This is a genomic window from Prauserella rugosa (assembly GCF_000719975.1).
In the GTDB taxonomy this organism is placed as follows: Bacteria; Actinomycetota; Actinomycetes; order Mycobacteriales; family Pseudonocardiaceae; genus Prauserella; species Prauserella rugosa.
In genome coordinates this window covers 29,407-56,324 of the sequence record NZ_JOIJ01000012.1, presented here as the reverse complement: position 1 = coordinate 56,324, position 26,918 = coordinate 29,407, and the positions used below count along the sequence as shown (strand labels likewise).

Here is a 26,918-nt window from a genome sequence, read left to right as displayed (position 1 = left end):
ATGAGTGGCAACGAGCCAGGACCCCGTCCTTCGGACGAGGAGCTCGCGGAGATGAACCGCGACGACCTCGTCAAGCTGGGTGGCCAGCTGGACGGTGTCGAGATCGTCGATTATCCGGACCCGTGGCCGGTCAAGGGGACCAAGGCGGAGAAGCGGGCCGAGCGGGCCGTGGCGCTGTGGTTCCTGGTCGCGGCGCTGGCCGGGCTGGCCTTCGTCGTGGCGCTCATCTGGTGGCCGTGGCAGTACGAGCCGCGGGGCAACGAGACCGCCCACTTCTGGTACAGCCTCTACACCCCGGTGCTGGGCATCACGCTCGGTATCTCGGTGCTGAGCATCGCCTTCGGCGTGCTGCTGTACGCCAAGAAGTTCATCCCGAACGAGACGGCGATCCAGCAGCGCACGGACAACATGGGTGAGGGCTCGCCCGAGGTCGACCGCAAGACCATCGTCGCGCACCTCGCGGACGCCGGTGAGCGTTCCACGATCGGCCGCCGCTCGATGATCAAGCGGACGGCGGGCCTCGGCGTCGGTGCACTGGGCCTCGGCGTGGTCGCGCTGCCGGTGGCGTCGTTCATCAAGGACCCGCACGCCGACGCCGACAACAAGGACGGCCTCGTCCACACCGGCTGGCAGCCCCAGTACCCGGGCGAGATCGTCTACCTGCGGCGGCACACCGGCGACGCGAACGAGGTCTCGCTCGTGCGTCCCGAGGAGATCGACGCGGGTGGCATGGAGACGGTGTTCCCGTTCCGTGAGTCGGAGCGTGGTGACCACGAGGCGCTGCTGCACGCGGTCCGCCGCAGTGACAACCCCGTCATGCTGATCCGCCTGCGCCCGGACGACGCCGCGAGGGCCGTCAAGCGCAAGGGCCAGGAGGACTTCAACTACGGCGACTTCTTCGCCTTCACGAAGATCTGCAGCCACGTCGGGTGCCCCACGTCGCTGTACGAGCAGCAGACGAACCGCATCCTGTGCCCGTGCCACCAGTCGCAGTTCGACGCGCTCCAGTACGCCAAGCCCGTGTTCGGGCCCGCCACGCGTGCGCTCGCGCAGCTGCCCATCACGGTGCACAGTGATGGTTACCTCATCGCCCGGCACGACTTCATCGAGCCGATCGGACCCGGTTTCTGGGAGCGCAAGTCATGAGCTCACTGACGACACCGACCAAGGGCTCCAGCGCTCTCACCCGGCACGCCTCCGAGGCGGCGAACAACGCCGACCAGCGGTACGTGCTGTCCAAGGGCCTGCGGCACCAGATGAACAAGGTCTTCCCGACGCACTGGTCGTTCCTGCTCGGGGAGATCGCGCTCTACAGCTTCATCATCGTCATCCTCTCGGGCGTCTACCTGACGCTGTTCTTCGACCCGTCGATGGCCGAGGTCGTCTACGAGGGGCCGTACGAGAACCTGCAGGGCATCGAGATGTCCCGCGCGATGGCGAGCACGCTCGAGATCTCGTTCGAGGTCCGGGGCGGTCTGTTCGTCCGGCAGGTGCACCACTGGGCGGCGTTGATCTTCGTCGCGTCGATGGTCGTGCACATGCTGCGCGTGTTCTTCACCGGTGCGTTCCGGCGCCCGCGTGAGGCCAACTGGATCATCGGTGCGCTGCTGCTGATCCTGGGCGCGTTCGAAGGCTTCTTCGGCTACTCGCTGCCGGACGACCTGCTGTCCGGTACCGGTATCCGCGCGACGCTGTCCGGCATCGTGCTGTCGGTGCCGGTGGTCGGCACGTGGCTGCACTGGGCGCTGTTCGGTGGCGAGTTCCCGGGCACGGTGATCGTGCCGAGGATGTACACGCTGCACATCCTGATCATCCCGGGCATCATGCTCGCGCTCGTCGCGGTGCACCTGGCGCTGGTCTGGTACCAGAAGCACACGCAGTTCCCCGGCGTGAAGCGCAAGGAGACCAACGTCGTCGGCGTCCGGATCATGCCGGTGTTCGCCGTCAAGGCGGGTGCCTTCTTCGCGGTCGTCACCGGGTTCATCGCGCTGATGTCGGGCTTGTTCCAGATCAACGCGGTGTGGCACATCGGCCCGTACAACCCGTCCCAGGTGTCGGCCGGTTCGCAGCCCGACTGGTACATGGCGTGGGCGGACGGCATCCTCCGTATCTGGCCCGCGTGGGAGCTGTACATCGGCAACTACACGGTGCCGCCGGTGTTCTTCGCCGGTGCGATCGGAATGGGCATCCTGTTCACGGTGTTCATCGCCTACCCGTTCATCGAACGGAAGCTGTCGAAGGACACCGCGCACCACAACCTGTTGCAGCGTCCGCGGGACGCACCGGTACGGACGAGTCTCGGCGTCATGGCGCTGACGTTCTTCATGGTGCTGGAGATGTCCGGCTTCAACGACATCTTCGCGTTCGCCTTCGACATCTCGTTGAACGCGACGACGTGGATGGGTCGGATCGGCATCCTGCTGCTGCCGCCGCTGGCGTACTTCATCACGTACCGGATCTGCATCGGCTTGCAGCGATCCGACCGGGAAGTGCTGGAGCACGGCATCGAGACGGGCATCATCAAGCGCCTGCCGCACGGTGAGTTCATCGAGGTCCACCAGCCGCTCGGCCCGGTGGACGACCACGGTCACCCGCTGCCGCTGGAGTACCAGGGCGCGCCGGTGCCGAAGAAGATGAACAAGCTGGGCTCGTCGGGTCAGCCGGTCGCGGGCGGCTGGTGGTCGCCGGACCCGGCCGACGAGACGGCCGCCCTCAAGGCCGCGCACGCCGAGCACGAGCGTCAGCAGCGTGCTCGCGAGCTGGAGTCCTCGGACTCGGCCGACAGCGCCGACACCGCGGACACCGACGCCTCGCAGGGCTCGCCTGCGGGCTCGGGCACGCGGGAGTAACGAGGCACACACGACAAGGGCGCCCCGGTCATTGCGACCGGGGCGCCCTTGTCGTGTCCGATGGGGACCCGTCCCACGGAGCGGTCCCTGCGGGTGGTCAGGCGGACTCGATGCCGATCTCGAAGGCCGAGTCGGTGTCGGCGCTGGAGTACGAGCGGAAGGCGATGTGCGTGTCGGTGTTCACCACACCGTCGACCTTGCTGATCTTCGCCGGGATGAGCGCCGCGAGGTCTTCGTGCGACGTGACGCGCACGATGGCGATGAGGTCGACGTCGCCCGCGCACGAGTAGACCTGGGACACGCCCTCGATGTCCGCGATCTGCTGTGCCGTTTCGGGAATCCGGTCGGCTGCTGCGCTGATGAGGACGATCGCGGTGATCACACTGGCCTCCTGGGGGAACGTACGGTCATGCGGTGATCCTAGATGTCCGCGGGCGACACCGTGGTCCACGCGCCTGCCGGACTCGGAGCGTGGTTGTGACTCACGCGATGTTCTCCAGCGTGGCCGCCGTCGCGACCTTGTCGAGCCACGGGCCCCAGCCGCCGGCACCCGCCGCCGGTTCGGACCACGGCGTGGTGGTGCGGACCAGCCGCACGCCGGGTGCGGTGAGCCAGCGCAGCAACAGGGCCGTCTCCTCGGCGGGTGCGCCCCGTAGCGGGCCGGGGGAGGGCAGCACCGTTTCGGCAGAGGCCACGAGCTGGTCCACGACCGGCATGGGCGGCACGCCCCGTACGGCCGTGCCCGCGGAGGCGAGCCTGCCGTGCCGGACGACCGCGAACTGCCAACCGCCCGAGCCGTCCGGAGCGGCGGCGACGAGCTCCTCGATCGCGGCCAGCGCGGCGAGCCGGTGAGCCTTGCCGACCCCACGTAACAGGGTGACCAGCTCGTCGCGGCGGCGTGCGGCCTGTTCGAAGTGCCCGCCCTCAGCGAGTTCCTCGATGTGGGAGCGCGCGGACCACAGGGGCGCGTCGCCCTGGCCCGCCACGAGGTCGGCGGCGGCACGGACCGAAGGGGCGTAGTCCTCGACGGTCTGCCTGCCTGCGCAGGGGGCTCCGCAGCGGCCCATCTCGGCGAGGACACACGGCGTGCCCCGGGGATCGCGGACGGGGATGCGCTGGGTGCAGGTGCGCAGGCCGACGGCACCGGCGAGGGTGTCGGCGGCGGTCTTCGCACGGGCCTGCGAGCCGAACGGCCCCAGTGCGCCGTCGCGCTCCGAGCGGACCACCGAGAGCCGCGGGAACGGTTCGTCGGTGAGCACCACCCACCACTGGGTGTGCGGGTTCTTCGAGCGGCGGTTGTAGGCCGGCCGGTGGGCGGCCAACAGGCGTAGCTCGCGGACCTGGGCTTCGAGCGCGTGCGAGCATTCGATCCCGTCGACCCGTTCGGCCAGCGCGACCATCTCGCGCATCCGGCCCCGCGACTCCGAACCGGTGAAGTACTGCCGCACCCGCCGGCGGAGGTTGCGTGCGGTGCCGACGTACAGCACCTCGTCACCGGGCCCGCGGAACAGGTACACACCGGGTCGCTCGGGCAGATGCGCGGCGAGGGAGCGTTTCCGGCGCTGAGCGGGGGTGACGTCCGGCAGGTAGTCCAGCAGCTCCTCGAGGGAGTGCACGCCGAGCGAGCCGAGGCGTTCGAGCAGTCCGTGGAGCACGTCGACGGTTGCGTGGGCGTCGTCGAGCGCCCGGTGTGTCGGCGTGGTCGCGGCGCCGAACAGCCGCGCCAGTGCCGACAGCCGATGCGACCGGGTGTCCTGGGTGGACAGCACGCGCCGCGACAACTGGAGCGTGCAGACGACGGTGGGTTTGGGCCATGCGTACCCGTGGCCCTCGCAGGCGGCGCGCAGGAACCGCGTGTCGAAACCGGCGTTGTGGGCGACGAGGACGGCCCCGGCCGCGAACTCGAGGAAGGCGGGCAGCACCTGTTCGATGGGTGGTGCGGACTGGACCATCGCCGTCGTGATGCCCGTGAGCTCGACGATCTGCGGTGGGATGGCCGAGCGGGGATCGACGAGCGTGCCGAATTCTCCGATCACCTCGCCGCCCCGGACCTTCACGGCGCCGATCTCGGTGATGCCGTCGGGCCCTGGCGCGGCGCCCGTGGTCTCGAGGTCGACGATCACGAAGGTGACGTCGCGCAGCGGGGTGCCCAGTTCGTCGAAAGCCAGCTGCATGATCGCGAACCGTAGTGGCGGGCACCGACAATCCGCGGTCGTCAGGTGCCGCGGCCGTGTTGCGCGCCTGCCGACCGGGCGGCGGTGACCGCGGTCGCGGCGGCGACACCGAGTGTCCACACCCACACCACCGCGTACAGCAGGCGTTGCAGGAGGCCGCCGAGCTCACCGAGGCCGGGGACCAACGGCGCGGCGACCACGCCGGTGAGCGTGGCGATCGAGACAGTCGCGCAGATCCCGGTCCACCGCGCGAGGCCGGGCCGCGCGTCACGCAGTGCCGCGCGGAGCACCAGCAGCGCCGGGATGTGGACCACCATCCCCGGAACGGCCAGCAGCGTGTGGGTCCAGAAGTGCGTGTCGGCGGGGAAGAGTCCGGAGGAGGCCATGCTCAGGCCCCACGTCACCAGGAGCGTCGCGGCGAGGATGCTGCGCCGGCTTCGGTGTGCTCCCGGCCGGGCGCCGACCGGGTGCAGGCACCACGCCCCGAGCGCGACCACGAGCCCGCTGAGCAGGAACGCCCAGTTCACGGCGTCGTGCCACGGGGAGCAGATGGCGTAGTCGGCCAGGGGATAGGTGCCGGTGCCGCACGTGGTGACGCCGAGGTCGCTCATCGGCTGTACGAGCGGGTCGTAGGGCGCGGCCGACGCCGCGACGGCCGGCAGTTCCACCGCGAAGTAGGCGATCCCCAGCGTCCAGGCGAGCGCGCCGACGATCGTCCGGGCTGCCGGCCGTCGCCGGAGCGCCACGCACAGTGCGAGGCAGCCGAGTACGACCGCGGACATCAGCCACATTGCCTCGTCGACGCCCCCTCCTCGTGGCCGGCACCGCAGCGATGCCGGAAATGTATGGGTTCACCGTATCCACGTCGTTGCACCGGCGTTCATACCGGCCTTACCGGGGCGCCTTCCACGGTCGACACGATCACCCGAGGGTTTCAGCGATCGAGCGAACGACGACTGGGGTACACGGATGCGGAGTCTGCGGAAAGCGGCGACGTCCTGGGTGATTGTGGTGAGCGTGATGGTGGCGAGCGTGCTCGGCGGCGGGGCGGCCGGCGCCGAGCACGCGGACCGGGCGTCGCTGCGCGTGCTGTCGTTCAACATCCACCACGCGGAGGGCACGGACGGCGAACTCGACGTCGACCGCATCGCCCGGGTCATCGCGCGCAGTGGGGCGGACGTCGCGGGCCTGCAGGAGGTCGACCGGCACTACTCCGAGCGCAGCGACTGGGCCGACCAGGCGCGGGAGCTGGCCGATCGGCTCGGCTTCCACGTCGTGTTCGGGGCGAACATCGACGAGGATCCGCCCGCCGCGGGCGAGCCGCGGGTGCAGTACGGCACGGCGATCCTGTCGCGGTACCCGATCGTCGACTGGTCGAACACGCACCTGGAGCGCTCCCCCGACCAGGAGCAGCGCGGTCTGCTACACGCCGAGCTGAACATCCGGGGCGAGCGTGTCCACGTGTACGACACGCACCTGGCCGCCTCGTCGCAGCCCGACCGCGCGGCGCAGGCGAGGCAGATCGCCGAGCTGGTCGACCCGGCGCGGCCGACGGTGCTCGTGGGTGACATGAACGCGCTGCCGGGGGACGAGGAGCTGGCGCCGTTGCGGGAGCGGTTCACCGACGTGTGGCCGGTGGCGGGCGAGGGGCCCGGTGCGACGCTGCCGTCGGAGAACCCCGACAAGCGCATCGACCACATCTACGTGGGCGACGAGGTGACACCGACCACCGCCCGCGTTCTCACCGACGAGCCGGAGGCCTCCGACCACCTGCCCGTGCTGGCTCAGCTCGAGGTCGGCTGAGCGCAGGCGCCCGGTGCCTGAGGGCCGGTGTCTGAGGGCCGGCGGGTGACGGGCTCGGCTGAGACGGGCTCGGTGTGACGCGGTGGCCTGCCGGTCGTGGAACCTAAACTGGACGGATGCAGCCGTCGTCGAGCCGTTCCGAGGAGTCCGGGGAGCTCGGTGACGTCCCCGGCGCCGGGGCGTCCCGCGGCGTCGACTGGGACGCGTTGCCGGAGCCGGTCCGCGAACGGCTCGCCGGGCTGGCGGCTACCGCGATGGGCGGACTGCCCGCCGCGGACCTGCCCCGGCAGTTGCGTCCCGTCGCGCGGTTCGCGCCGGCCAAGCGGGCGCGGGTGGGCGCAGCGGCATTGCTGGCGGGACTGCGGGACTCGCCTCGTTTCCGCACCGGGGTCGCCGAGTGGCTGCGGTCCCACCGTCCGGAGGACCTCGACGTCGCCGACGACGACCCGGTGGGCCGCGCCGCGGTCGCGTTGCTGCTCGGCAGGCCCGAGGCGGCCGAGCGGGTGCGGTCGGTGGCCGAGCACGCCGAGGAGGCCGAGCTGCGCGCGGAACGCGACGCGGCGCTGGCGCGTGTGCACCGGCTCGAGGCCGAGCTCGCGGAGGTGCGTGCCGAACTCGCCGAGGCCCGCGCCGACGTCGACCGCGTCCGCGACGAACGCACCGGCCAACTCGACAAACTGCGCGCACGGTTGCGGGCTCAGGGCACCGAGTTGCGCCAGGCGAAGGACGCGGCCGAGCAGGCCCGCAAGGAGGCCGAGTCGGCACGGTCCGGGCACGGCGGGGAGGCCGAACGGCTGGCTGCCGAACGCGACAAGGAGCGGGAACGAGCCGAGGCCGAGCGGGCGCGGGCCGACCGTGCGGTCGCGGACGCCGAGACCGCGCGCCGCGCCGCCAGGGAGGCCCGCGAAGCGGACGAGGTGCGACTGCGCCTGCTGCTCGACACCCTCGGCGGCGCGGTCGACGGCCTGCGCCGCGAGCTGTCGGTGGACGTCTCGGGCGGCGACACGCGCGGCACGCGTCCCGCCGACACCGTGCACGGCGCGAAGACGCCACGACGGGGCGGTGAGCGGGTCGCCGACGCCGACGCGCTCGACCGGTTGCTCGCCCTGCCCGCCGCGCACCTGATCGTCGACGGCTACAACGTCACCAAGACCGGCTATCCGGAGCTTCCGCTCGCCGACCAGCGCTCCCGCCTCGTCGGGCAGCTCGGCGCGCTGAAGGCACGCGTGGGTGCCGAGACCACGGTCGTGTTCGACGGTGCGGGCGTCACCGCGATCCCCGCCGTCAACCCGCGCGGGGTGCGCGTGCTGTTCTCGGAACCGGGCGTGCTCGCCGACGACGTGATCCGGGACCTCGTCGCCGCCGAACCCCGGGGCAGGCCGCTCGTCGTGGTGACCTCCGATCAGGAGATCGTCACGTCCGTGCGCCGATCCGGTGCGCACGCCGTCCCGTCCGCGGTGTTCCTGGCACGACTGTCCTGACCCCGGGTCCACTTCGGGCGGTCTCAGCCGCGGATGCGGTACTCCTTCAACAATCCCTTGCTGATGATCGTCTTCTGGATCTCGCTGGTGCCCTCGCCGATCAGCAGGAAGGGCGCCTCGCGCATGAGCCGCTCGATCTCGTACTCGGTGGAGTAGCCGTAGCCGCCGTGGATGCGGAAGGCCTCCTGGGTCACCTCGGCGCAGTACTCGCTCGCGATGAGCTTGGCCATGCCGGCCTCGACGTCGTTGCGTGCGCCGGAATCCTTGAGCCGCGCCGCGTTGACCATCATCAGGTGCGCGGCCTCCACCTTCGTGGCCATGTCGGCGAGTTTGAACGCGATCGCCTGGTGTTCGGCGATGGGCTTGCCGAACGTGGTGCGTTGCTGGGCGTACTCCACGGCGAGTTCGAACGCCCGGATCGCGATTCCGCACGCCCGCGCCGAGACGTTGACCCTTCCGACCTCGATGCCGTCCATCATGAAGCCGAATCCGCTGCCCGGCGCCTCGCCCAGCACGTCGGCCGCGTCGATGCGGAATCCGTCGAACACGGCCTCGGTGGTGTCGACGCCCTTGTAACCCATCTTGTCGATCTTGCCGGGAATGGTCAGGCCCGGCATGACCTCGCCGTAGCCTTCCGGCTTCTCCACCAGGAACGTGGTGAGGTTCCGATGAGGACGGTCGGCTCCCTCGTCGGTGCGGGCCAGCAGCGCGACCAGATTGGACGTTCCGCCGTTGGTGAGCCACATCTTCGTGCCGTCGACGACGTACTGGTCGCCGTCGCGCGTGGCCTTGGTACTGATCGCCGCGACGTCGGAGCCGAGACCGGGCTCCGACATCGAGAACGCGCCGCGCACCTCACCGGTCGCCATCCGCGGCAGGAAGCGGCGTTTCTGTTCGTCGGTGCCGTGCCGGGCGATCATGTGCGCCACGATGAAGTGCGTGTTGATCACGCCGGACACACTCATCCAGCCGCGGGCGATCTCCTCGACGACGAGTGCGTAGGTCAGCAGCGATTCGCCGAGCCCGCCGTACTCCTCGGGGATGGTGATGCCGAACAGCCCCATCTCCTTCATGCCGTCGACGATCTCGGCCGGGTAGGTGTCGGTGTGTTCGAGTTCCTGTGCCCGCGGGATGATCTCTTTGTCGACGAATTGCCGTACCGTCGACAGGATCTCGGTCTGCACTTCGGACAGTCCCGCGGTCTGAGCCAGTCGCGCCATGCCGTGGTCCTCCTGGGGTATCGTGCGGTGCTCGGCTCAGGCCTCGACGCGTTCGACGACGGCCGCCAGTCCCTGGCCTCCGCCGATGCACATGGTCTCCAGGCCGTACCGCACCTGCCTGCGCTGCATCTCGCGGGCGAGGGTGGTCAGGATGCGCGTGCCCGTCGCGCCGACGGGATGGCCCAGGGAAATGCCCGACCCGTGGACGTTGAGCCGGTCGAAGTCTGCGTCTCCGAACTTCCACTCGCGCGTGCACGCCAGCACCTGCGCGGCGAACGCCTCGTTGAGTTCGATGAGGTCCATATCGGACAGTGAAAGGCCCGCGCGGTCCAGCGCGGCCTTCGACGCGGGTACCGGACCGATTCCCATCGTCTCCGGCGGAACCCCGGCCACGGCCCACGACACGATGCGTACCAACGGCCGCAGGCCGAGCTCGGCTGCCTTGTCGGGGTGGGTGACGATGCACATGGCGGCGGCATCGTTCTGCCCGCTCGAGTTGCCCGGGGTGACCGTCGCATCGGGATCCTGTTTGCCGAGTACCGGCTTCAGCCCGGCCAGGGTCTCCAGCGAGCTGTCGGCGCGGGGGTGTTCGTCGGTGTCCACGACGGACTCGCCCTTGCGGGTCCGGACGGTGACCGGAACGATCTCCTCGGCGAACACACCGGACTGCTGGGCGGCGACCGCGCGCTGGTGCGACCACAGCGCCAGCCGGTCCTGTTCCTCGCGGGGAATGGAGTACTCCCGCCGCAGGTTCTCCGCGGTCTCGAGCATGCCACCGGGAACGGGATGGTCCCGCCCGCCCGCGGTGACCCTTCCGCGGGCTAGCCCGTCCTGCAGCGTCACCCCGGAACCCGTGACGCCCCACCGTATGTCCGTCGCATAGAAGGCGACGTTGCTCATGCTCTCGGCGCCGCCCGCGACGACCACGTCGCTCGCTCCACTCCGGACCTGCATCGCGGCCTGCACCACGGACTGCAGCCCGGATCCGCAGCGGCGGTCCACCTGCATCCCGCCGGTGGTGACGGGAAGCCCGGCGTTCAGCGCGACGAGGCGGCCGATCGCGGGTGCCTCGCTGGTCGGGTAGCAGTGGCCGAGCACCACGTCGTCGATCTCGTCGGGCGCGATTCCGGTGCGCTCCAGCAGGCCGCGCAGCGCGATCTCGCCGAGGTCGGCGGCTCCGAGCGGGCGGAACCCGCCGCCGAACCGGCCGATCGGCGTGCGGACCGGCTCGCAGACGACGGCCTCGCGGAGCGTGTCGGTGCTCATCACATGAACCTCCCACCGGTGACCTCGAGTACGGTCCCGGTCATGTAGGACGACAGGTCGGAAGCGAGGAACAGGGCGACCTTGGCCACCTCGGCGACCTCGCCCGGCCTGCACATGGGGATCTCGGACATCTTCTGTTCCCACGCGTGCTCGGGCATGGCCTCGGTCATCGCGGAGCGGATCAGTCCGGGTTGGATGGCGTTGACGCGCACCCCGTGGTGGGCCATCTCCTTCGCGGCCGCCTTGCTCAGGCCCACGATGCCCGCCTTGGCCGCCGAGTAGTTCGTCTGGCCGACCATGCCGACCTTTCCGGACAACGACGAGATGTTGACGATCGCACCGCGCTTGCGTTCACGCATGATGGCCGCGGCCTTGCGGGTCCCGTTCCACGTGCCTTTCAGATGCACGTCGATGACCTGGTCGAACTGCTCCTCGGTCATGGTGCGCATCGTCGCGTCGCGGGTGATCCCGGCGTTGTTGACCATGACGTCGAGTGCGCCGAACTCTTCGGTCGCGGCCGCCAGCAGGGTGTCCACGTCCGCGGTGTCGGTGACGTCGCAACGCACGGCGGTCGCGACGTCGGCGCCGCCGAGTTTCACCGCGGCCGTGGCGGCGGCGTCGGCGTCGAGGTCACCGATCACCACCCGCGCGCCCTCGGCCACGAATCGTTCCGCGATGGCGAATCCGATTCCCTGTGCCGCGCCGGTGATCACGGCGACGTTGCCCTCGAGCAGGCCCATGGTCGGTCGGTGTCCCTTCGTTCGGGGATGGTGAGGTCAGCGTGGTCCGGCGACGAGGCCGGCGTCGTGCAGCTTGCCGATCTCGGAGTGACTCAGTCCGAGTCGTTCGCTGAGCACGGCGTCGGTGTCGGCTCCGAGCGCCGGGGCGGGCATCGGGGGAGTGGGAACGCCGTCGGTGCGGATCGGACAGGTCGTCGTCGCCATCGGCCCGATGCCCGGCTGGTCCATCTCCCGCACGACCGAGTTCTCGTCGGCCAGTGCCAGTTCGACGGCCTCGGCCATGTCGCGGTACGGACCCCACAGCGCACGTGCCTCGTCGAGTCGGCGTGCGACCTCCTCGTACGGCCGCGCGGCGAACCATGGCCGCAGGATGGCCTCGATCGTCTCGCGGTGCCGGTACCGGTCGGACTCGTCGCTCAGGTCGGCGTCCAGTGCCGGTTCGAGTGCGGCGAACACGTCGGCCGTTCCCGTTGCGGCCAGGAGCGCCTTCCACTGGCCCGCGGTCAGTGCCACGGCGATGACCCGGTGTCCGTCGGCGGTCGGGAAGTCGACGCCGAAGCTGCCGTAGGTGTGGTTGCCGATGCGCGGCCGCGGTCTGCCGGTGCGGTGCGCCTCGTCCAGCCAGCCGAGATCGCCGAGCGCCGTGAGCGCGACGTCGGAAAGAGCGACGCTCAGCGACGAGCCCTCGCCCGTGCGGTGCCGCCGGTGCAGCGCGGCGAGAATGCCGGTGGCGGCGTACTGCCCGCACAGGAAATCCCAGGCGGGCAGGGCGTGGTTGACCGGTGCGGCGTGGTCGGCCGGACCCGTGAGGTGTGGAATCCCGACGCCCGCGTTCACCGTGTAGTCGACCGCAGGTTTGCCGCCGGCTGCTCCCTCGATGTGCACGTGGATCACGTCCGGCCTGCGGGCCGTCAGCTCCTCGTGGGTGAGCCGCGCGCGGCCCGCGACGTTGTCGAGGTAGACCCCGGAGTCGGCACCCGGCTCGGTGGCCAGTGCGAGCAGCAGCTCCCGTCCTTCGGGGGTGCGGAAGTCGAGCGCGAGCGAGCGTTTGCCCTTGTTGAGACCGGCCCAGTACAGGCTCGTGCCCTGATCGTCGACGGGCCAGCGGTGGAAGTCGCCGCCTCCGCCCGGCGGGTCGACACGCAGCACGTCCGCGCCGAGCCTGGCCAACGCCATCCCACCCGACGGGCCTGCGACGAACGACGCGCATTCGACGACGTGCAGCCCCTCCAGCGGTCGTTCGCCTGGTCCCGAGGTGCCGGGCATGGATGCGACCTCCGACTCTGCAGGTGCGGTGTTTCCATTTTTTATAGCCCAAATATATGATCCTGGGAAGGGTCGCCGGGGCGATCCGTCCCAGTGCGGGCGCCTGCGGAGGGCGTTTCCGGGAGAGCAGGTGAGGTCGAGACCATGGCGGAGACGACGCCGAAGCCGGTGAGCACCAGGCGCAGCCGCGGCGAGAAGCGGTCCCTGCCCGACCAGGTCGCGGCCCACGTGCGCGAACTGATCATGTCCGGGCAGCTGCGCTTCCCCGAGTTCGTGCGGTTGGACCAGGTCGCGGGTGAACTCGGGATCAGCGTGACGCCGGTGCGCGAAGGCCTGCTGACCCTGCGGGCCGAGGGCCTGCTGCAGCTCGAACCACGCCGCGGGTTCATGGTCGCCCCACTGTCCGGCGACGACGTCCGCGACCTGTTCTGGGTGCAGGCCCAGCTCGAGGGCGAACTCGTCGCCCGCGCGGTGCCCCGCCTGACCGACGACGACCTGGCCCAGCTCGACGAACTGCAACGCGGCCTCGCTGCGGCGTTGACCGAAGGGCGGTTGGAGGAGATCGAGGACCTGAACCACCGGTTCCACCACCTGCTGGCGATGGCGGGCCGGTCTCCGAAGCTGACCTGGTTCCTCGGGCAGGCGGTCAAGCACACGCCGTCGCGGTACTACGAGACCATCGGCGGGTGGGTCCAGGCTTCCGTCGACGACCACTACCCGATTCTCGAGGCCCTGCATGCGCGGGACGCCGAAGCCGCAAGAGCCGCGATGCAGGCCCATATCCGTCACGCGGGCGAACTCCTGGGACGTCACCTCGACCGAGCGCTCGCCCAGGGCTGAGTGGCACGGCGGTACCCCCGGCTGTGCGCCGGCGCTGTCCCTGCCGTGCCGACGATCGAACCGGCCCCGAGATGAGGACGCCTTCATGTTGGGTTCATGCGGGTCACGGACTCCGGCCGTACGGTTCCCGGTATGAGGACACGCAAGATGCTGACCGTTCTGGCCGCCGCAGGCGCCTTCACCCTCGTCGCCGCCTGCAACGACTCCGAGCCCGCCGAGGACAACGGGGGCGACACCCGCGAGACCTCGCAGCAGGACGGTGGTCAGGGAGGCCAGAACGACGACGGTGACGACCGGGACGATCGCGATGACGGTGACGACGGTGACGACGGTGACGACGGTGACGACCGCGATGACCGGGACGACCGGAACGACGACCGGAACGATGACCGGGATGATCGCAACGACGGTCAGGACGACCGCAACGACGACCGCGACGACGACCGGAGCGACGACCGGGACGACCGCAACGACGACCGCGACGACAACTGAGTCGCAGGCTCTTCCGCCGTGCGAAGCCCCGCGGGTGTGGCAGGCACATCCGCGGGGTTGACCGGCAGCCTCGTCGGGTACCCGGCGCCGGCACGGGTGAACCCGATCCCGAGGGGACTGCACCATGGCCGGACCGGCGCTCGAGACCGACCGCAATCCGCTCCGCGACGACGAGCTCCGCGCACTGGACGCCTACTGGAGGGCGGCCAACTATCTCTCGGTCGGGCAGATCTACCTTCTGGACAACCCGCTGTTGCGGGAGCCGCTGCGCATCGAACACATCAAGCCACGCCTGCTCGGCCACTGGGGCACCACGCCGGGCCTGAACTTCGTCTACGCCCACCTGAACCGGATCATCCGGCGGCGCGACCGCAACATCATGTACGTGATCGGCCCCGGACACGGCGGCCCCGGCCTGTTGGCCAACACGTGGCTCGAAGGCACCTACACCGAGGCCTACCCCGCGGTGGGTCAGGACGAGGACGGGATGCGGCGCCTGTTCCGCGAATTCTCGTTCCCCGGCGGTGTGCCCAGTCACGTGGCGCCGGAGACCCCGGGGTCGATCCACGAGGGCGGGGAACTCGGCTACTCCCTGGCCCACGCCTACGGTGCCGCGCTGGACAACCCGGACCTGCTCGTGGCGTGCGTCGTCGGCGACGGCGAGGCCGAGACCGGGCCGTTGGCGACGAGCTGGCACATCAACAAGTTCCTCAACCCGGCCACCGACGGCGCGGTCCTGCCGATCCTGCATCTGAACGGCTACAAGATCGCCAACCCGACCCTGTTGGCGCGGATCCCGCACGACGAACTCGACGCCTTGCTCCGCGGCTACGGATACCTGCCGCACTATGTCGAAGGCGGGGGTGTCGAAGGCGGGGGTGTCGAAGGTGGAGATATTGTAGGCGCGGGCCAGGTGGCGATGCACCAGGCCATGGCGGCTGCGATGGACTCCATCGTGGACGAGATCGACATGATCCAGCGCTCGGCACGCGCGGGCGAGACGACCGAGCGTCCACAGTGGCCGTTGCTGGTGCTGCGCACTCCGAAGGGCTGGACGGGTCCGTCCGAGGTGGACGGAAATCCGGTGTCGGGCACCTGGCGGGCCCATCAGGTTCCGCTCGCCGGGGTCAGGGAGAATCCGGACCACTTCCACCGCCTGGAGTCGTGGCTGCGTTCGTACCGGCCCGACGAGCTGTTCGACGAACGGGGCACCCCGCGTCCCGAGCTGATCGCCCAGGCTCCGGTCTCGACCCGGCGGATGGGCGCGAACCCGCACGCCAACGGGGGACTGCTCACCGCGCCGCTGACCCTGCCGGACTTCCAGGACTACGGACGCGAGGTCGACCGGCCGGGCGCGACGACGTCCGAGCCCACCCGGGTGCTCGGACGTTGGCTGCGCGACGTGGTGCGCGCCAACGAGAGCAAGCGCAACTTCCGCCTGTTCGGCCCGGACGAGACGGCCTCGAACCGGCTCGACGCCGTGTACGAGGTGACCGGCAAGCAGTGGCTGGGCGAGACGCGTGAGACCGACGAGCACCTGACGCCGGACGGTCGCGTGATCGAGATGCTCTCGGAACACGTGTGCCAGGGGCTGCTCGAGGGGTATCTGCTGACGGGCCGCCACGGGCTGTTCTCGTGCTACGAAGCGTTCATCCACATCGTCGACTCGATGTTCAACCAGCACGCGAAGTGGCTGAAGACGAGCCACGCGCTCGACTGGCGCCGTCCCGTGCCGTCGCTGAACTACCTGTTGACCTCGCACGTGTGGCGGCAGGATCACAACGGTTTCTCGCACCAGGATCCCGGGTTCATCGATCACGTGATGAACAAGAAGGCCGAGATCATCCGGGTCTATCTGCCGCCGGACACGAACACGTTGCTGTCGGTGGCCGATCACTGCCTGCGCAGCAGGGACTACGTCAACGTCGTGGTGGCCGGAAAGAACGCCACGCCCGAATGGCTCGGCATGGACGAGGCGGTGCTGCACTGCACCCGTGGCGCAGGCATCTGGGAGTGGGCAAGTTCCGACGAGGGCGGGGAGCCGGACGTCGTGCTCGCCTGTGCCGGTGACGCGCCCACCCTGGAGGTCCTGGCGGCGACGTCGATCCTGCGGGAGCGGCTTCCGGAGCTGAAGGTGCGCGTGGTCAACGTCGTCGACCTGATGCGGCTGCAGCCCGCGAGCGAACACCCGCACGGCATGACCGATGCCGAGTTCGACGCGCTGTTCACCACCGACAAGCCGGTGCTGTTCGCCTACCACGGCTATCCGTGGCTCATCCACCGATTGACCTATCGCCGGCGCAATCACGCCGACATCCACGTGCGCGGATACAAGGAGGAGGGGACGACGACCACGCCCTTCGACATGCTCGTGCTCAACGACATGGACCGCTTCCGCCTCGTCATCGACGTGCTGGACCGGGTGCCGCACCTCGGCGTGCGGACGGCACGGCTGCGGCAGGACATGGTGGACACCCGTACCCGTCATCGCGCGTGGACGCGCGCGCACGGTGACGACCTGCCCGAGGTGCGGGACTGGGTCTGGCAGGGGTGAGGGGCATGCCCACGCCGGCGAACGTGCTGGTGGTCAACGCCGGTTCCTCCAGTCTGAAGGTGCGCCTGCTCGACCACCGCGACGAGGTGCTGGACTCCCTCGACCTGGATCAGTGGCGGGGCGGCGACGACGTCGGGGAGCTCGAACGGTTCGTCCGCGAGACCTCCGATGTGGACGCCGTCGGTCATCGGATCGTCCACGGGGGCAGGAAGTTCCGCGAGCCGGTGCGGCTCGACCCCGGCGTGCGTGACGAACTTGAGGCGTTGACCGAGCTGGCTCCGCTGCACCAGCCGCGGGGTGTCGGCGGCATCGACGCGTTGACCGCGTTGTTGCCCGACACCCCGGCCGTGGCGTGCTTCGACACGGCGTTCCACGCCTCCATTCCGGATGCGGCCGCGACCTACGCGTTGCCCGCGGACTGGAACGAGCGGTGGGGTCTGCGGCGCTACGGCTTCCACGGCTTGTCGCACGCCTACGTGACGAGGAGGGCCGCGGAGCTGACGCGGAGTCCGGCCGACCGGTTGCGCATCGTGTCGTGTCATCTGGGCGCCGGGGCCTCGTTGGCGGCCGTGTCGGGCGGGAGGTCGGTCGACACGACGATGGGCTTCACACCGTTGGCGGGCCTGGTGATGGCCACCCGCACCGGAAGTGTCGACCCGGGGCTCGTGCTGTGGTTGCAGCAACATGCGGGCATCGATGCCGACCGGATGTCCCATGCGCTGGAGTTCGAGTCCGGGCTGGCCGGACTGTCCGGTGGGGACGGTGACATGCGCACCGTGTTGTCCGGAGTGGACGCGGGGGACCACCGGTCGACGTTGGCGTTCGAGGTCTACGTCCACCGGCTGCGCCGGGAGATCGCCGCGATGACGGCGAGCCTGGAGGGTCTCGACGTGCTGGTGTTCACCGGCGGAGTGGGGGAGCACAGCGCTCGGGTCCGCGCGGAGGTCGCACACGGACTCGCGTACCTGGGAGTACGAATCGACGACGCGGCCAACGATCGTGATGCCGAGGACATCGGCGCGGGCGGCGCCGAGGTGCGGACGCTGGTGGTTCCGGCCCGCGAGGACGTCGAGATCGCCCACCACACCAGGTCGGTGCTCGGCGGTTGAGCGGTCATTCGTCCGGCGGGGCCAGGAGTTTCCGCAACGCCACGACGTCCTCGTCACCCCATCCGTGGCGCATCGCGGCGAGCAGCTGCGCCAGCGTCTGCCCACCCAGAGGCGTCGGCACACCGGCGCGCGCCGCGGAGTCCACGACCAGGCGAAGGTCCTTGGCCGCGAGCTGCACGCCGAACCGGGCCGCGTCGTCGCCCTCGGCCATCCAGGGGAGGCGTACCTCGGACTGGAACGAGCGGGCGCCGGTGTCGTTCAGCGCGGACACGAACTGCTGCGGGTCGATACCCGCCCGCAGGGCCAGGGTGAGTCCTTCGGCCAGCACCGCGACGTTGGTCATGCCGACGAGGTTCGAGATCAGCTTGAAGGTCGCTGCCTTGCCCGGAGTCGCGAACCGGTAGGTCCGCTCTCCCATCCGATCGAGGAGAGGCCGGATGGTGTCGACGGCCGCGTCGGTTCCGCCTGCGAACAGGGGGATCTCGCCGGCCTCCGCGGCCGCCGGTGTCTTGCCGAGCGCGCAGTGCACGAACCGGATGCCGTGCCCGGCGAGGACGTCGTGCAACCGGTCGGCGGTCGCCGGGTCGATCGTGGACACGTCGACACCGACGGTCCCGTCGTCGAGATGGGGCGTGATCGACCGCCACACCTGTTCCACGATCTCCGGGCTGGGCAGGCTCGTGAACACCGCGTCGGCGTGGGCGGCCGCCGCGGTGGCGTCGACGGCCTCGACGGCGCCCGCGTCGACGCATCGCCGGGCCGCCCCCGGGTCCGGATCCGCGACGTGGACGTCGTGCCCGCCCGTGGCCAGCCGCCGGGCGACCGCGCCGCCCATGTTTCCCACTCCGACGAAACCAACCTTCATCTACACCCTCCGGCTCAGCGGGACACGTGGTGGGCACTGCCTGAGAGGTCCGCGGCCTCCTCGGCGTCGACGTCGACCGCGGTCGGTTCCCACCTGATGCAGAGCAGCACGATCAGGCCCAACAACGGTGCGACCGCCACGGCGAAGAACACCCCGGTTCCCAGGTTGTCGCTGAGGACGGGGAAGAAGAACAGGGAGATCATCGACCCGACGCGCAGGACGGCCTGCCCGAACCCGCTGCCGACACCGCGCAGGGACGTCGGATAGCTCAGCGTGGCGATGGTCATTCCCTGCGCTCCGGGTCCGTACGAATGGAAGAAGACGAAGATCCCGAGCAGCGCACCGACGACGATCAACATGGCGCCCTCGGGCGATCCGATCCACCCCAGCAGTGTCAACACGACGAGGCAGACCGCGAAGCCGCTGGCTGCGAGCTTCCACGAACCGAGCCGGGAACTGATCCGTACCCCGAGAAGTCCGCCCAGTACACCGAACACGAGGTTGAAGATCAGTGGACCGACGATCGAGGTCAGGCGGCCCTGATGGAGCAGGGCGGCGATGATCACGGGCAGTGCGAATCCGACGGCGTAGTACTGCACCGCCTGCAGTGCGCTGACGGACGCGGCGAGTACGGTCCGCGCGCGGTAACGCCGATTGAAGAGCCTGGCGAACTCACGCAGCCCGGACGAGGTCGGCCTGGCCGGTGGCGCGGAATCGTCGACGACCACGGTGAGGCCGTAGGAATCCTTCAGGATGGCGGCGGCCTTGTGCAGATCCCCGCGCTGCGCGGCCCACGTGGGCGATTCGTTCATGTAGCGCTGGCGTACCACCATGACGACCAGGGCCGGTACGGCACCGAAACCGACGGCCCACCGCCACAGATCCGCATGGCCGGACTCGGGAACGAGGAAGTAGAACGGCAGCAGTACCAGGAAGCTGCAACCCGTGGCGAAGTACCACATCGGCTGCCACAGCGACACTTTCCCACCGCGTCCCCGCAGTGCGTTGAACTCGGCGATGAAGGCGAGGGCGACCGGAAAGTCGATCCCGATGCCCACACCGAGTACGAATCTGGCGGCGGTGAGCAGTTCGAAATTCGGTGCCACGGCGCAGGCGAGTGCGGCCACGACGAAGAAGACCATGTCGGCCATGAACATCTTGTAGCGGCCGATCCGGTCGACCAGATAACCGCCGACGAGGGCACCGAACAGGGCGCCCACCATGATCGATGCGGCGACCAGTCCCTCTTCGAGTGCCGAGAGGGCGAACGTGTCGGCGATGTCCTTGAGTCCGAAGGCGATGGCCGAGAAGTCGTAGGCGTCGATGAAGATCCCGCCGAGCGCGATGACGGTGATGGCGGTCGACTTACCGCCTTTCGCGCGGCCGGAGTTGATGAGTTCGTTGACGTCGGCGGCCGACGCGATGACCGGCGGGGCCGTGGAGTTCTCGGCCGGCATGATGGTTGGAACCTCCTCGGACACCGTTGGCGAGAGGTCTTACCACATCCGTTCGACGATAACGCGTCCTTCGTGGCCCGGCAAGAGCCCGGACAGGGCCCGGTCAGAGCCTCGGTCAGGGGCGCGCGCGGGCCGGGTTGGTGCGCGTGGCGATGGCGAGCAGATCCGCGGTGGTGCCCGACGGGGTGGTGTCGGCGCGCCACACGGCGCGCAGGGTGCGGTGCAGTTCGATGCCGGTCGTCGGCACCTCGCGCAGCGTTCCCGCGGCGAGATCCTGTGCCACCACCAGCTCGCTGAGCAGCGCGGGCCCCGCCCCGGTCGCCACGGAGCTGCGCACGGCCGCGGTCGAGCCCAGCTCCAGCAGGGGGTCGGCCGGAGTGAGTCCCGTGGCCAGCAGCGCCTGTTCGACGGTGTCCCGGGTTCCGGACCCGGTTTCCCTGCTGATCAGCGGGGTGCCGGCCAGCTTCGCGGCATCGATCGGGTGTCGCCTGCGGCTCCACGGGTGTCCCGGCGCGACGACGAGCACCAGCCTGTCGCGGGCCACCACCTGCGAACGCAGGCCACGCAGCCGGCGCGGCGACTCGATGAAGCCCAGGTCGATCTCCCCGTGCAGGGCCAGTTCGCACACCCGCGTCGAATTCAGCACCTGCAGTCCGACATGCAGTTCGGGGGAGTTCCTCCTGAGGTCACCGATCCACGTCGGCAGCAGGTGCTCGGCGACCGTGAGACTCGCGGCGAGTGAGAGTTGTGCCGTGCGTTCGCGCCGGAGCGCTTCGACCCCTTCGAGCATCAACTGCAGGTCCTCGAGCACCCGTTCGGCCCATTCGCACACCAGCCTGCCCGCCGCCGTCACGGTGGAGCCCGTGGGTGAACGTTCCAGGAGACGCAGGCCGAAGCGGCGTTCCAGGCTGGAGATGCGTTTGCTCGCCGCGGGCTGGGTCATTCCGGCGCGCGTGGCGGCGGTCGTGAGACTGCCGTCCTGGCCGACGAACACGAGCAGCCGCAGCGATTCGACATCCGGCAGGGACATTCCTTCAGGTTATGACGCGCGAACGAGGTGACGCTACCGGCGTTCCGATTCGGCGGCGACGATCGAGATGTGGGTAAGCACGGACTTCTTGCGCGTCCCGACACCGAGTGGCCCGATCGGCTGCCCGGCCTGGCGGTGGCGCTCGTCGGCACCGGCGCGGCCTTCGCCGTGTCGTCGCTGGTCCCCGTGGTGAGTGCCCTGACCGTCGCGGTCGTCGTCGGTGTGCTCGTCTCGCGGTGGATTCCCGACCGAGCCACCGCCGGTCTCGCATGGACGACGAAGAGGTTGTTGCGAGCCGGCGTGGTGTTGCTGGGTCTGCAACTCGGCCTGGAGCAGGTGCTCGGCCTCGGACCCGGAGTCGTGCTGGCGGTCGTGGCCACGGTGCTGATCGCGTTCTTCGGCACGCTCGCACTCGGTCGGATGCTCGGCGTGTCGCGGGGACTCGGCCTCCTGGTGGCCACGGGCTTTTCCATCTGCGGGGCGTCGGCGATCGCGGCCATGGACAGCGTCACCGACAACGACCGGGAGGACGTCGCCACCGGTGTGACCCTCGTGACGCTGTACGGCAGCGCGGCCATCGCCGCGATGCCGCTGTTGGGCGGCTGGTTCGGCATGGGCCCCGAACAACTGGGCGCGTGGACCGGGGTGTCCGTGCACGAGGTGGCGCAGGTCGTCGCCGCGGCCTCACCTGCGGGCGCGGCCGCCGTCGCCGTGGCGGTCGTCGTCAAGCTCACGCGGGTGGTCCTGCTCGCACCCATCGTCGCCGGCGTCAGTGTGCAGCGCAGACGAGAGGCCGGACGCCGCGGCGACACGGGAGGCAGGCCGCCGATCGTGCCGCTGTTCGTCCTCGGATTCCTGGCGATGATGCTGTTGCGCAGCGCCGATCTCGTGCCCACCGGGGTGCTCGAGATGTCCAAGACGGTCACGACGCTGTTGTTCGCCGCCGCTCTGTTCGGACTCGGTACGGGCGTGAACCTGTCGAGGCTGGTGCGCACCGGCAGGCGTGGTCTCGTCCTCGGCGGTCTCTCGACCGGCCTCGTCGCGCTGGCCGGGTACGCCGCGCTGGCGTCGGCCGGCGCCGTCTGAACCCGGCCCTCTGAACCCTGCCGTCTGACCCCTGCCGTCTGGCCCCGGCGCCGGTGTTCTCCGACATCGAAGGGGATGCGCCCGCCGACGTCGGCGGGCGCATCCCCTTCGATGTGGACTCTCAGCAGGGACTCATGCGCTGCGGTAGAGCTTGGTGAGCGTGAACTCGCGGTGGTTCAGCGCCTCGGAGGCGGTGACCCGGCCGTTGATGGTTCGCTCCACCAGGTCGATCAACGCCTCGCCCGCCTGCTCCACGGTGGACTCCTGGGTGAGCACGTCCGAACAGTCGACGTCGATATGGTCGGCCATCGAGTCCGTCGTCTTCGGGTTGGCGCTGATCTTCACCACCGGTTGCACCGGGTTGCCGATCACGTTGCCCTGTCCCGTGGGGAACAGGTTCACCACGCCACGGCCGGCGGCCATGAGCGTGACGCATTCGGCTGCGGCCGACGAGGTGTCCATGAAGTGCAGGCCGGGCCGGGTCGGTGCCTCGGCAGGGGCCAGCGCACCCACGATCGGCACCGTGCCGGTCTTGACGATGTTGCCCATCGCCTTCTCCTCGATGGTCGAGAGCCCGCCCGCGATGTTGCCCTGTGTCGGCTGGGACCCGAGAAGGTTCGCGCCGGTCTTCTCGATCATGTCGACGTAGTCGTCGTAGAAGGCCTGGAAACGGGCACGGACGTCGTCGTCCACGCAGCGTTCGGCGATGAGGTGCTCGCCACCGGTCAGCTCGCTCGTCTCGCCGAAGATCATCGTGCCGCCGGACTCGACCCAGCGGTCGACGAGGTAGGCCGTGACGCGGCAGGAACCGAGGCCGGTCGTGGTGTCGGACTCGCCGTCCTTCATGGACAGCACGATGTCGGAGCGGTCCACCGGCTGTCTGGTGAGTTCGCTGGACTCCTGGAGGAACTTCTTGGCGTAGCGGGACGCGCTCTCGATGACCCGCAGGTCACCCTTGCCCTCGATGGCCACGCGGTGGACCGGCTTTCCGGTCTTGGCGATGCCGTCGGCGACGACGTCGGTCCAGTTCGGCTCGATCCCGATGACGATCACCGCGGCGATGTTGGGGTTCGAGCCGATGCCGATCAGTGTGCGGAAGGTCAGGTCGAGGTCGTCACCGAACTGCAGCCTGCCGAAGGCGTGCGGCAGCGCCAACGTGCCGGGCACGAGCGCGGCGATGCCTTCGGCCGCGGCGTTCGACAGATCGTCGACGGGCAGGATCGCGACGTGGTTGCGGGTTCCGACGGACCCGTCCGGCCTGCGGTATCCGGTCAGGCGACGCTGTTGTGCCACCGTGCGCTCCTCACGTTGTGGGTGTGGACGTAGTCGCCGCGCGCGATGTCCGCGGACGCGACGGCGGTGCGTACGCCGTACTCGATGACGTCCTCGCCGGCCCCGATGTCCCGGAGCGCGAGTTTGTGTCCGAGCGGCACGTCGTGGTGGAGGGAGAGTTCTTCGGCCGCGTCGCCGTCGTCCAGGTACCCGCCCCGGACCGGGCCGGGCACTAGGTCGCGAACGGCGACGGCGACGGCGTCGCCCGTGCGATGGGCCAGGAAGTCTGGCCGGGAAGATGTCATCGTAACCCCATCTCGGTAAGTGGTCTTACCTCTGCCGAGTGGAACGGTAGGAGCGGGGGAGAACGCTTGTCAACGAAACCGTCGTCCACGTGGGAGAAAACGTGATCCGGTCGCGGGCGTGTTGGCAACCGCGGTGCCGTCGGTTACGTTCCTGAGGGACAGAGGTCAAACCTCAGATGTGAGGATCGTGATCAATGAACTCCGCGGGAATGGCCGGCCCGGTGGTCGTCGTCGAGGACGTGTGGGGGCCGGCGTTCGACACGCTCGCGCAACGGTACGAGCTGCGCTGGGAACCGGATGCCTGGGTCGACCCGGACCTGCTGCGGCACACGGTGTCCGACGCGGCGGCCGTGGTCGTGCGGAACAAGGCGCAGGTCACCGCGCAGCTCCTGGAGGCTGCGCCGAACCTGCGCGTCGTCGCACGCGCGGGCACCGGACTGGACAACATCGACGTCGACGCGGCCGATCGGGCAGGGGTGGTGGTCTCCGCGGCCCGCGGGGTGAACGCCACCAGCGTCGCCGAGCACACGCTCACGTTGGCGCTGTCGGTGCTGCGCGACGTGCCGGCCCACGATCGCGCCGTGCGGGAGGGTGGATGGGACCGCAGGTCCGGCCGCGAACTCACCGGCGGCACCTGGGGACTGCTCGGGTTCGGAGCCACCGGCGCCGCGGTGGCGCGTGTGCTGCGCGGATTCGACATGAACGTACTGGCCTACGACCCGTACGTCGATCCCGCCTCGGAGACGGTGCGCGCGAGCGGCGTCACGATGGCCGCGTGGGAGCGCGTGCTCGCGGAGGCGGACGTACTCAGCGTCCACCTGCCCGCGACACCGCAGACCCGCCACCTGCTCGACGCCGAGGCCTTCGCGGCCGTGCGACCGGGCGTGGTGCTCGTCAGCGTCGGACGTGGCGAGGTGGTGGACGAGGACGCCCTCACCGAGGCACTCGCCTCCGGCGTCGTGCGCGGAGCAGGGCTCGACGTGCGGGAGACCGAACCCCCCGAGACGAGTCCACTCGACGGATTCCCCTCGGTGATCTACACGCCTCATGTCGCCGGGCTCACGGTCGAGAGTCAGGAACGCATCGTGTCGGCACTGTCCGACGACATCGCGGCCGTACTCGGCGGCGGCAAGGCCGCGAGTGCGGTCGGTGCGCACCGCGCGTGGGTGCCCGCATGAGCGGATCCTGGACGGCAGGCCGGCTGCGCGTGCTCGTCAGGGACCTGCTGGTCGCCTCGGGGGTTCCGGAGCCGCACGCCGAGCGCACCGCCGAGATCCTCGTGCTGGCCGACGTCTGGGGCGTGGCCTCGCACGGGGTGCTGCGCCTGCCGCACTATCTCGCGCGGCTCGAGGCAGGCGGCTGCCGGGCCGATGCCGCGCTCGCCGAGGAGTCGACCACGGGCGGGGTGGCGGTGTACGACGGCAACGCGGGGCTCGGGCACTGGCAGCTGTGGGAGGCGGCGCGCCGGGCCGTCGAACTGTGCCGTACCAGCGGTGTCGCGGCCGTCGCGATCCGCAACTCCTCGCACTGCGGCGCGCTCGGTGCCTACGTGTACCCGGCGCTGGAGGCCGGCATGATCGCGTTGGTGTTCACCAACGGCCCGGCCGTCATGCCGCCGTGGAACGGTCACCGCGCCGTGCTGTCGACGAGTCCCATGGCGGCGGGCGTGCCCGCCCGGCCGCGCCCGCTCGTCCTCGACCTCGCCACCAGCGCGGTCGCGCGGGGCACCATCGCCTGGAGGGCGCAGACCGGCGTCGAGCTCGAACCGGGGTGGGCGTTCGACGTCGAGGGCAGGCCCACCACCGACCCGGCCGCGGCGTTGCGGGGCATGCTGACGCCGATGGGCGGTGCCAAGGGCTACGCCGTGGGCCTGCTCGTCGAGGCGCTGACCGGGGCGCTCGTCGGCCCGAACCTGTCGGAGGCCGTGCCGGACATGTTCGACCGCGGCGACGACGCGACGCCGCAGGGCATCGGACATCTCGTCCTCACGCTGCGGCCCGATCTCTTCGGCAGCGGCGGTACGGGAAGGAACGAGGACCGGTTCACGGCACTGGCCGATGCGATCGTCGCCGCGGGCGGCCGCACGCCGGGTGCGACGCGGATCGCGCCGCGAGGTCGCCGACGATCGGCCGGTCGAACCGGACCCGGCCACCCTGACCCGGCTCACCGAGTGGAGCGCCCGGCTCGGCACGGCGCACCTCGTGTGACCGGCAGGCCGTCCGGACCGGTGCACTGCCCCGCGCCGTACCGTGGCGGGAAGCCCGTCGTCCTGGACCGGCGCCGACGCCGCGGACCGGCACCGACGCCGCCGAGAGGTATACTGGCCAGGCCAGTTGACCAAAGGGAGTGCGTGCGTTGGTGAATCTGTGGGAACCGATCAGGCCGCCGGGGTCGTTGGCCGCCCGGATCGCCGATCGCATCGAAGAGCTGATCACCGCCGAGCAGCTGCGGCCCGGTGACCGTCTGCCGCCCGAACGGGAACTGGCCACGATGCTCGGGGTGAGCAGGCCGTCGCTGCGCGAAGCCATTCGGTCGCTGGCCGCGCGCGGCCGGCTGGCGGTGCGGCACGGCCAGGGTGTCTTCGTCGAGGAACCGGCGACCACCAAGCGTCTCACGAGCAGTCTCACGTCGTACGAACACGACGTCGACGAGCTGTTCGCCATGCGGGAGGTGCTCGAGGTTCCCGCCGCGGGCTGGGCTGCCAAGAACCGGACCGAGACCGGGATCGAGTGGCTCCAGGACGCCTACGACCGCCTGGTCGACGCGACCCGCGGCACGGTCGACTGGGACGAACTCCAACGGCTCGACGCGGCGTTCCACGAGGCGGTCGTCCGCGTTGCGGGCAACCGGTTCCTGTTGCGGACATTGGGAGTCCTGAACGAGATCATGGTCGCCGGGATGGAGACGACGCTGCGGATGCCCGGCAGGTTGGAGAAATCCGCCGCCGAGCACGCGCGGATCCTCGAGGCCATCAAGGACGGTGACTCCCGCGGAGCGCAGGCTGCGGCCAGGGCGCACATCCGGGGCGCGCACGCCGCCGCGCGGAAGTTCGTGGAGGAACAGGGCGAGGAGTGACGTGGTGCCCGGACTCGGGGTCCGGGCACCACGC

General features: G+C 70.1%; 24 protein-coding genes. 12 read left to right on the top strand and 12 right to left on the bottom strand.

Annotated features, from left to right (window positions below; translation table 11 throughout):
- Positions 1-1,146: a cytochrome bc1 complex Rieske iron-sulfur subunit gene (qcrA, locus tag IF64_RS0117180; RefSeq protein ID WP_030533154.1), complete on the top strand. Its 1,146-nt coding sequence runs from the start codon at positions 1-3 to the stop codon at positions 1,144-1,146.
- On the top strand, positions 1,143-2,849 hold the full coding sequence (gene qcrB, locus IF64_RS0117175) for a cytochrome bc1 complex cytochrome b subunit (RefSeq protein ID WP_051757941.1): 1,707 nt from the start codon (positions 1,143-1,145) through the stop codon (positions 2,847-2,849). The genes qcrA and qcrB overlap by 4 nt, the downstream gene beginning before the upstream one ends.
- A gap of 97 nt (positions 2,850-2,946) precedes the next feature.
- Here qcrB and IF64_RS0117170 read toward each other — a convergent pair whose 3' ends face one another.
- The 3 genes from IF64_RS0117170 to IF64_RS0117160 all read right to left on the bottom strand — a co-directional run bounded on the left by IF64_RS0117170 (position 2,947) and on the right by IF64_RS0117160 (position 5,805).
- On the bottom strand, positions 2,947-3,231 hold the full coding sequence (locus IF64_RS0117170; protein WP_030533152.1) for an Lrp/AsnC family transcriptional regulator: 285 nt from the start codon (positions 3,229-3,231) through the stop codon (positions 2,947-2,949).
- 100 nt (positions 3,232-3,331) lie between these two features.
- The gene (locus tag IF64_RS0117165) at positions 3,332-5,023 is read right to left on the bottom strand and encodes a DEDD exonuclease domain-containing protein (RefSeq protein ID WP_030533151.1); all 1,692 of its coding nucleotides are present in this window, start codon (positions 5,021-5,023) and stop codon (positions 3,332-3,334) included.
- A gap of 41 nt (positions 5,024-5,064) precedes the next feature.
- Complete coding sequence (locus tag IF64_RS0117160) at positions 5,065-5,805, bottom strand: DUF998 domain-containing protein (protein WP_169741957.1); 741 nt, start codon at positions 5,803-5,805, stop codon at positions 5,065-5,067.
- A 238-nt stretch (positions 5,806-6,043) separates the two neighbouring features.
- On the opposite strand from IF64_RS0117160, the gene IF64_RS0117155 reads away from it, so the two are divergent.
- Both IF64_RS0117155 and IF64_RS0117150 read left to right on the top strand, forming a co-directional pair.
- Positions 6,044-6,826, top strand: coding sequence for an endonuclease/exonuclease/phosphatase family protein (locus tag IF64_RS0117155; protein ID WP_030533149.1), 783 nt, complete (start codon positions 6,044-6,046; stop codon positions 6,824-6,826).
- 116 nt (positions 6,827-6,942) lie between these two features.
- Positions 6,943-8,307, top strand: coding sequence for an NYN domain-containing protein (locus tag IF64_RS0117150; protein WP_030533148.1), 1,365 nt, complete (start codon positions 6,943-6,945; stop codon positions 8,305-8,307).
- Between the two features lie 23 nt (positions 8,308-8,330).
- On the opposite strand, the gene IF64_RS0117145 is transcribed toward IF64_RS0117150, so the two are convergent.
- From IF64_RS0117145 to IF64_RS0117130, 4 genes are read right to left on the bottom strand one after another with little or no spacing between them, the layout of a single operon-like run.
- Complete coding sequence (locus tag IF64_RS0117145) at positions 8,331-9,527, bottom strand: acyl-CoA dehydrogenase family protein (RefSeq protein ID WP_030533147.1); 1,197 nt, start codon at positions 9,525-9,527, stop codon at positions 8,331-8,333.
- 36 nt (positions 9,528-9,563) lie between these two features.
- Positions 9,564-10,793 carry an acetyl-CoA C-acetyltransferase gene (locus tag IF64_RS0117140; protein WP_030533146.1) on the bottom strand — a complete coding sequence of 410 codons (1,230 nt, stop codon included), beginning with the start codon at positions 10,791-10,793 and terminating at the stop codon, positions 9,564-9,566.
- Positions 10,793-11,533, bottom strand: coding sequence for a 3-oxoacyl-ACP reductase FabG (fabG, locus tag IF64_RS0117135; RefSeq protein WP_030533145.1), 741 nt, complete (start codon positions 11,531-11,533; stop codon positions 10,793-10,795). Before fabG ends, IF64_RS0117140 begins: the two co-directional genes overlap by 1 nt.
- A 36-nt stretch (positions 11,534-11,569) precedes the next feature.
- On the bottom strand, positions 11,570-12,799 hold the full coding sequence (locus IF64_RS0117130) for a CoA transferase (protein WP_030533144.1): 1,230 nt from the start codon (positions 12,797-12,799) through the stop codon (positions 11,570-11,572).
- A gap of 144 nt (positions 12,800-12,943) precedes the next feature.
- On the opposite strand from IF64_RS0117130, the gene IF64_RS0117125 reads away from it, so the two are divergent.
- The 4 genes from IF64_RS0117125 to IF64_RS0117110 all read left to right on the top strand — a co-directional run bounded on the left by IF64_RS0117125 (position 12,944) and on the right by IF64_RS0117110 (position 17,794).
- Positions 12,944-13,639, top strand: a complete 696-nt coding sequence (locus tag IF64_RS0117125) for a GntR family transcriptional regulator (RefSeq protein ID WP_036876963.1) — start codon at positions 12,944-12,946, stop codon at positions 13,637-13,639.
- Between the two features lie 132 nt (positions 13,640-13,771).
- On the top strand, positions 13,772-14,131 hold the full coding sequence (locus tag IF64_RS27715; RefSeq protein ID WP_211252605.1) for a hypothetical protein: 360 nt from the start codon (positions 13,772-13,774) through the stop codon (positions 14,129-14,131).
- Positions 14,132-14,255: 124 nt separating this feature from the next.
- Positions 14,256-16,685, top strand: coding sequence for a phosphoketolase family protein (locus IF64_RS0117115; protein WP_030533141.1), 2,430 nt, complete (start codon positions 14,256-14,258; stop codon positions 16,683-16,685).
- A gap of 5 nt (positions 16,686-16,690) precedes the next feature.
- Positions 16,691-17,794 carry an acetate/propionate family kinase gene (locus IF64_RS0117110; RefSeq protein ID WP_030533140.1) on the top strand — a complete coding sequence of 368 codons (1,104 nt, stop codon included), beginning with the start codon at positions 16,691-16,693 and terminating at the stop codon, positions 17,792-17,794.
- Between the two features lie 4 nt (positions 17,795-17,798).
- Here IF64_RS0117110 and IF64_RS0117105 read toward each other — a convergent pair whose 3' ends face one another.
- From IF64_RS0117105 to IF64_RS0117095, 3 genes are all read right to left on the bottom strand, one after another.
- Positions 17,799-18,659, bottom strand: coding sequence for an NAD(P)-dependent oxidoreductase (locus IF64_RS0117105; protein ID WP_036876959.1), 861 nt, complete (start codon positions 18,657-18,659; stop codon positions 17,799-17,801).
- A gap of 14 nt (positions 18,660-18,673) precedes the next feature.
- Entirely contained in the window at positions 18,674-20,116 is a 1,443-nt protein-coding gene (locus IF64_RS0117100; protein WP_051757938.1) for an MFS transporter, read from the bottom strand.
- Positions 20,117-20,231: 115 nt separating this feature from the next.
- Complete coding sequence (locus IF64_RS0117095) at positions 20,232-21,146, bottom strand: LysR substrate-binding domain-containing protein (protein WP_030533137.1); 915 nt, start codon at positions 21,144-21,146, stop codon at positions 20,232-20,234.
- Between the two features lie 69 nt (positions 21,147-21,215).
- On the opposite strand from IF64_RS0117095, the gene IF64_RS0117090 reads away from it, so the two are divergent.
- Complete coding sequence (locus tag IF64_RS0117090) at positions 21,216-22,232, top strand: YeiH family protein (RefSeq protein ID WP_425468412.1); 1,017 nt, start codon at positions 21,216-21,218, stop codon at positions 22,230-22,232.
- A 132-nt stretch (positions 22,233-22,364) separates the two neighbouring features.
- On the opposite strand, the gene IF64_RS0117085 is transcribed toward IF64_RS0117090, so the two are convergent.
- Both IF64_RS0117085 and IF64_RS0117080 read right to left on the bottom strand, forming a co-directional pair.
- Positions 22,365-23,525, bottom strand: a complete 1,161-nt coding sequence (locus tag IF64_RS0117085) for a UxaA family hydrolase (protein ID WP_030533135.1) — start codon at positions 23,523-23,525, stop codon at positions 22,365-22,367.
- On the bottom strand, positions 23,504-23,809 hold the full coding sequence (locus IF64_RS0117080; protein WP_030533134.1) for a UxaA family hydrolase: 306 nt from the start codon (positions 23,807-23,809) through the stop codon (positions 23,504-23,506). The genes IF64_RS0117085 and IF64_RS0117080 overlap by 22 nt, the downstream gene beginning before the upstream one ends.
- A gap of 194 nt (positions 23,810-24,003) precedes the next feature.
- Here IF64_RS0117080 and IF64_RS0117075 point away from each other — a divergent pair, with 194 nt between their 5' ends.
- Genes IF64_RS0117075 through IF64_RS0117065 form a run of 3 tightly spaced genes read left to right on the top strand, consistent with a single transcriptional unit; the run spans position 24,004 to position 26,884 of the window.
- Positions 24,004-24,987 (top strand): hydroxyacid dehydrogenase, encoded by a 984-nt coding sequence (locus tag IF64_RS0117075; protein ID WP_246134668.1) that lies wholly within the window; start codon positions 24,004-24,006, stop codon positions 24,985-24,987.
- Entirely contained in the window at positions 24,984-26,171 is a 1,188-nt protein-coding gene (locus tag IF64_RS26165; protein ID WP_145600269.1) for an Ldh family oxidoreductase, read from the top strand. The genes IF64_RS0117075 and IF64_RS26165 overlap by 4 nt, the downstream gene beginning before the upstream one ends.
- Positions 26,168-26,884: a FadR/GntR family transcriptional regulator gene (locus IF64_RS0117065; RefSeq protein ID WP_246134669.1), complete on the top strand. Its 717-nt coding sequence runs from the start codon at positions 26,168-26,170 to the stop codon at positions 26,882-26,884. The genes IF64_RS26165 and IF64_RS0117065 overlap by 4 nt, the downstream gene beginning before the upstream one ends.
- The last annotated feature ends 34 nt before the right edge of the window (positions 26,885-26,918 follow it).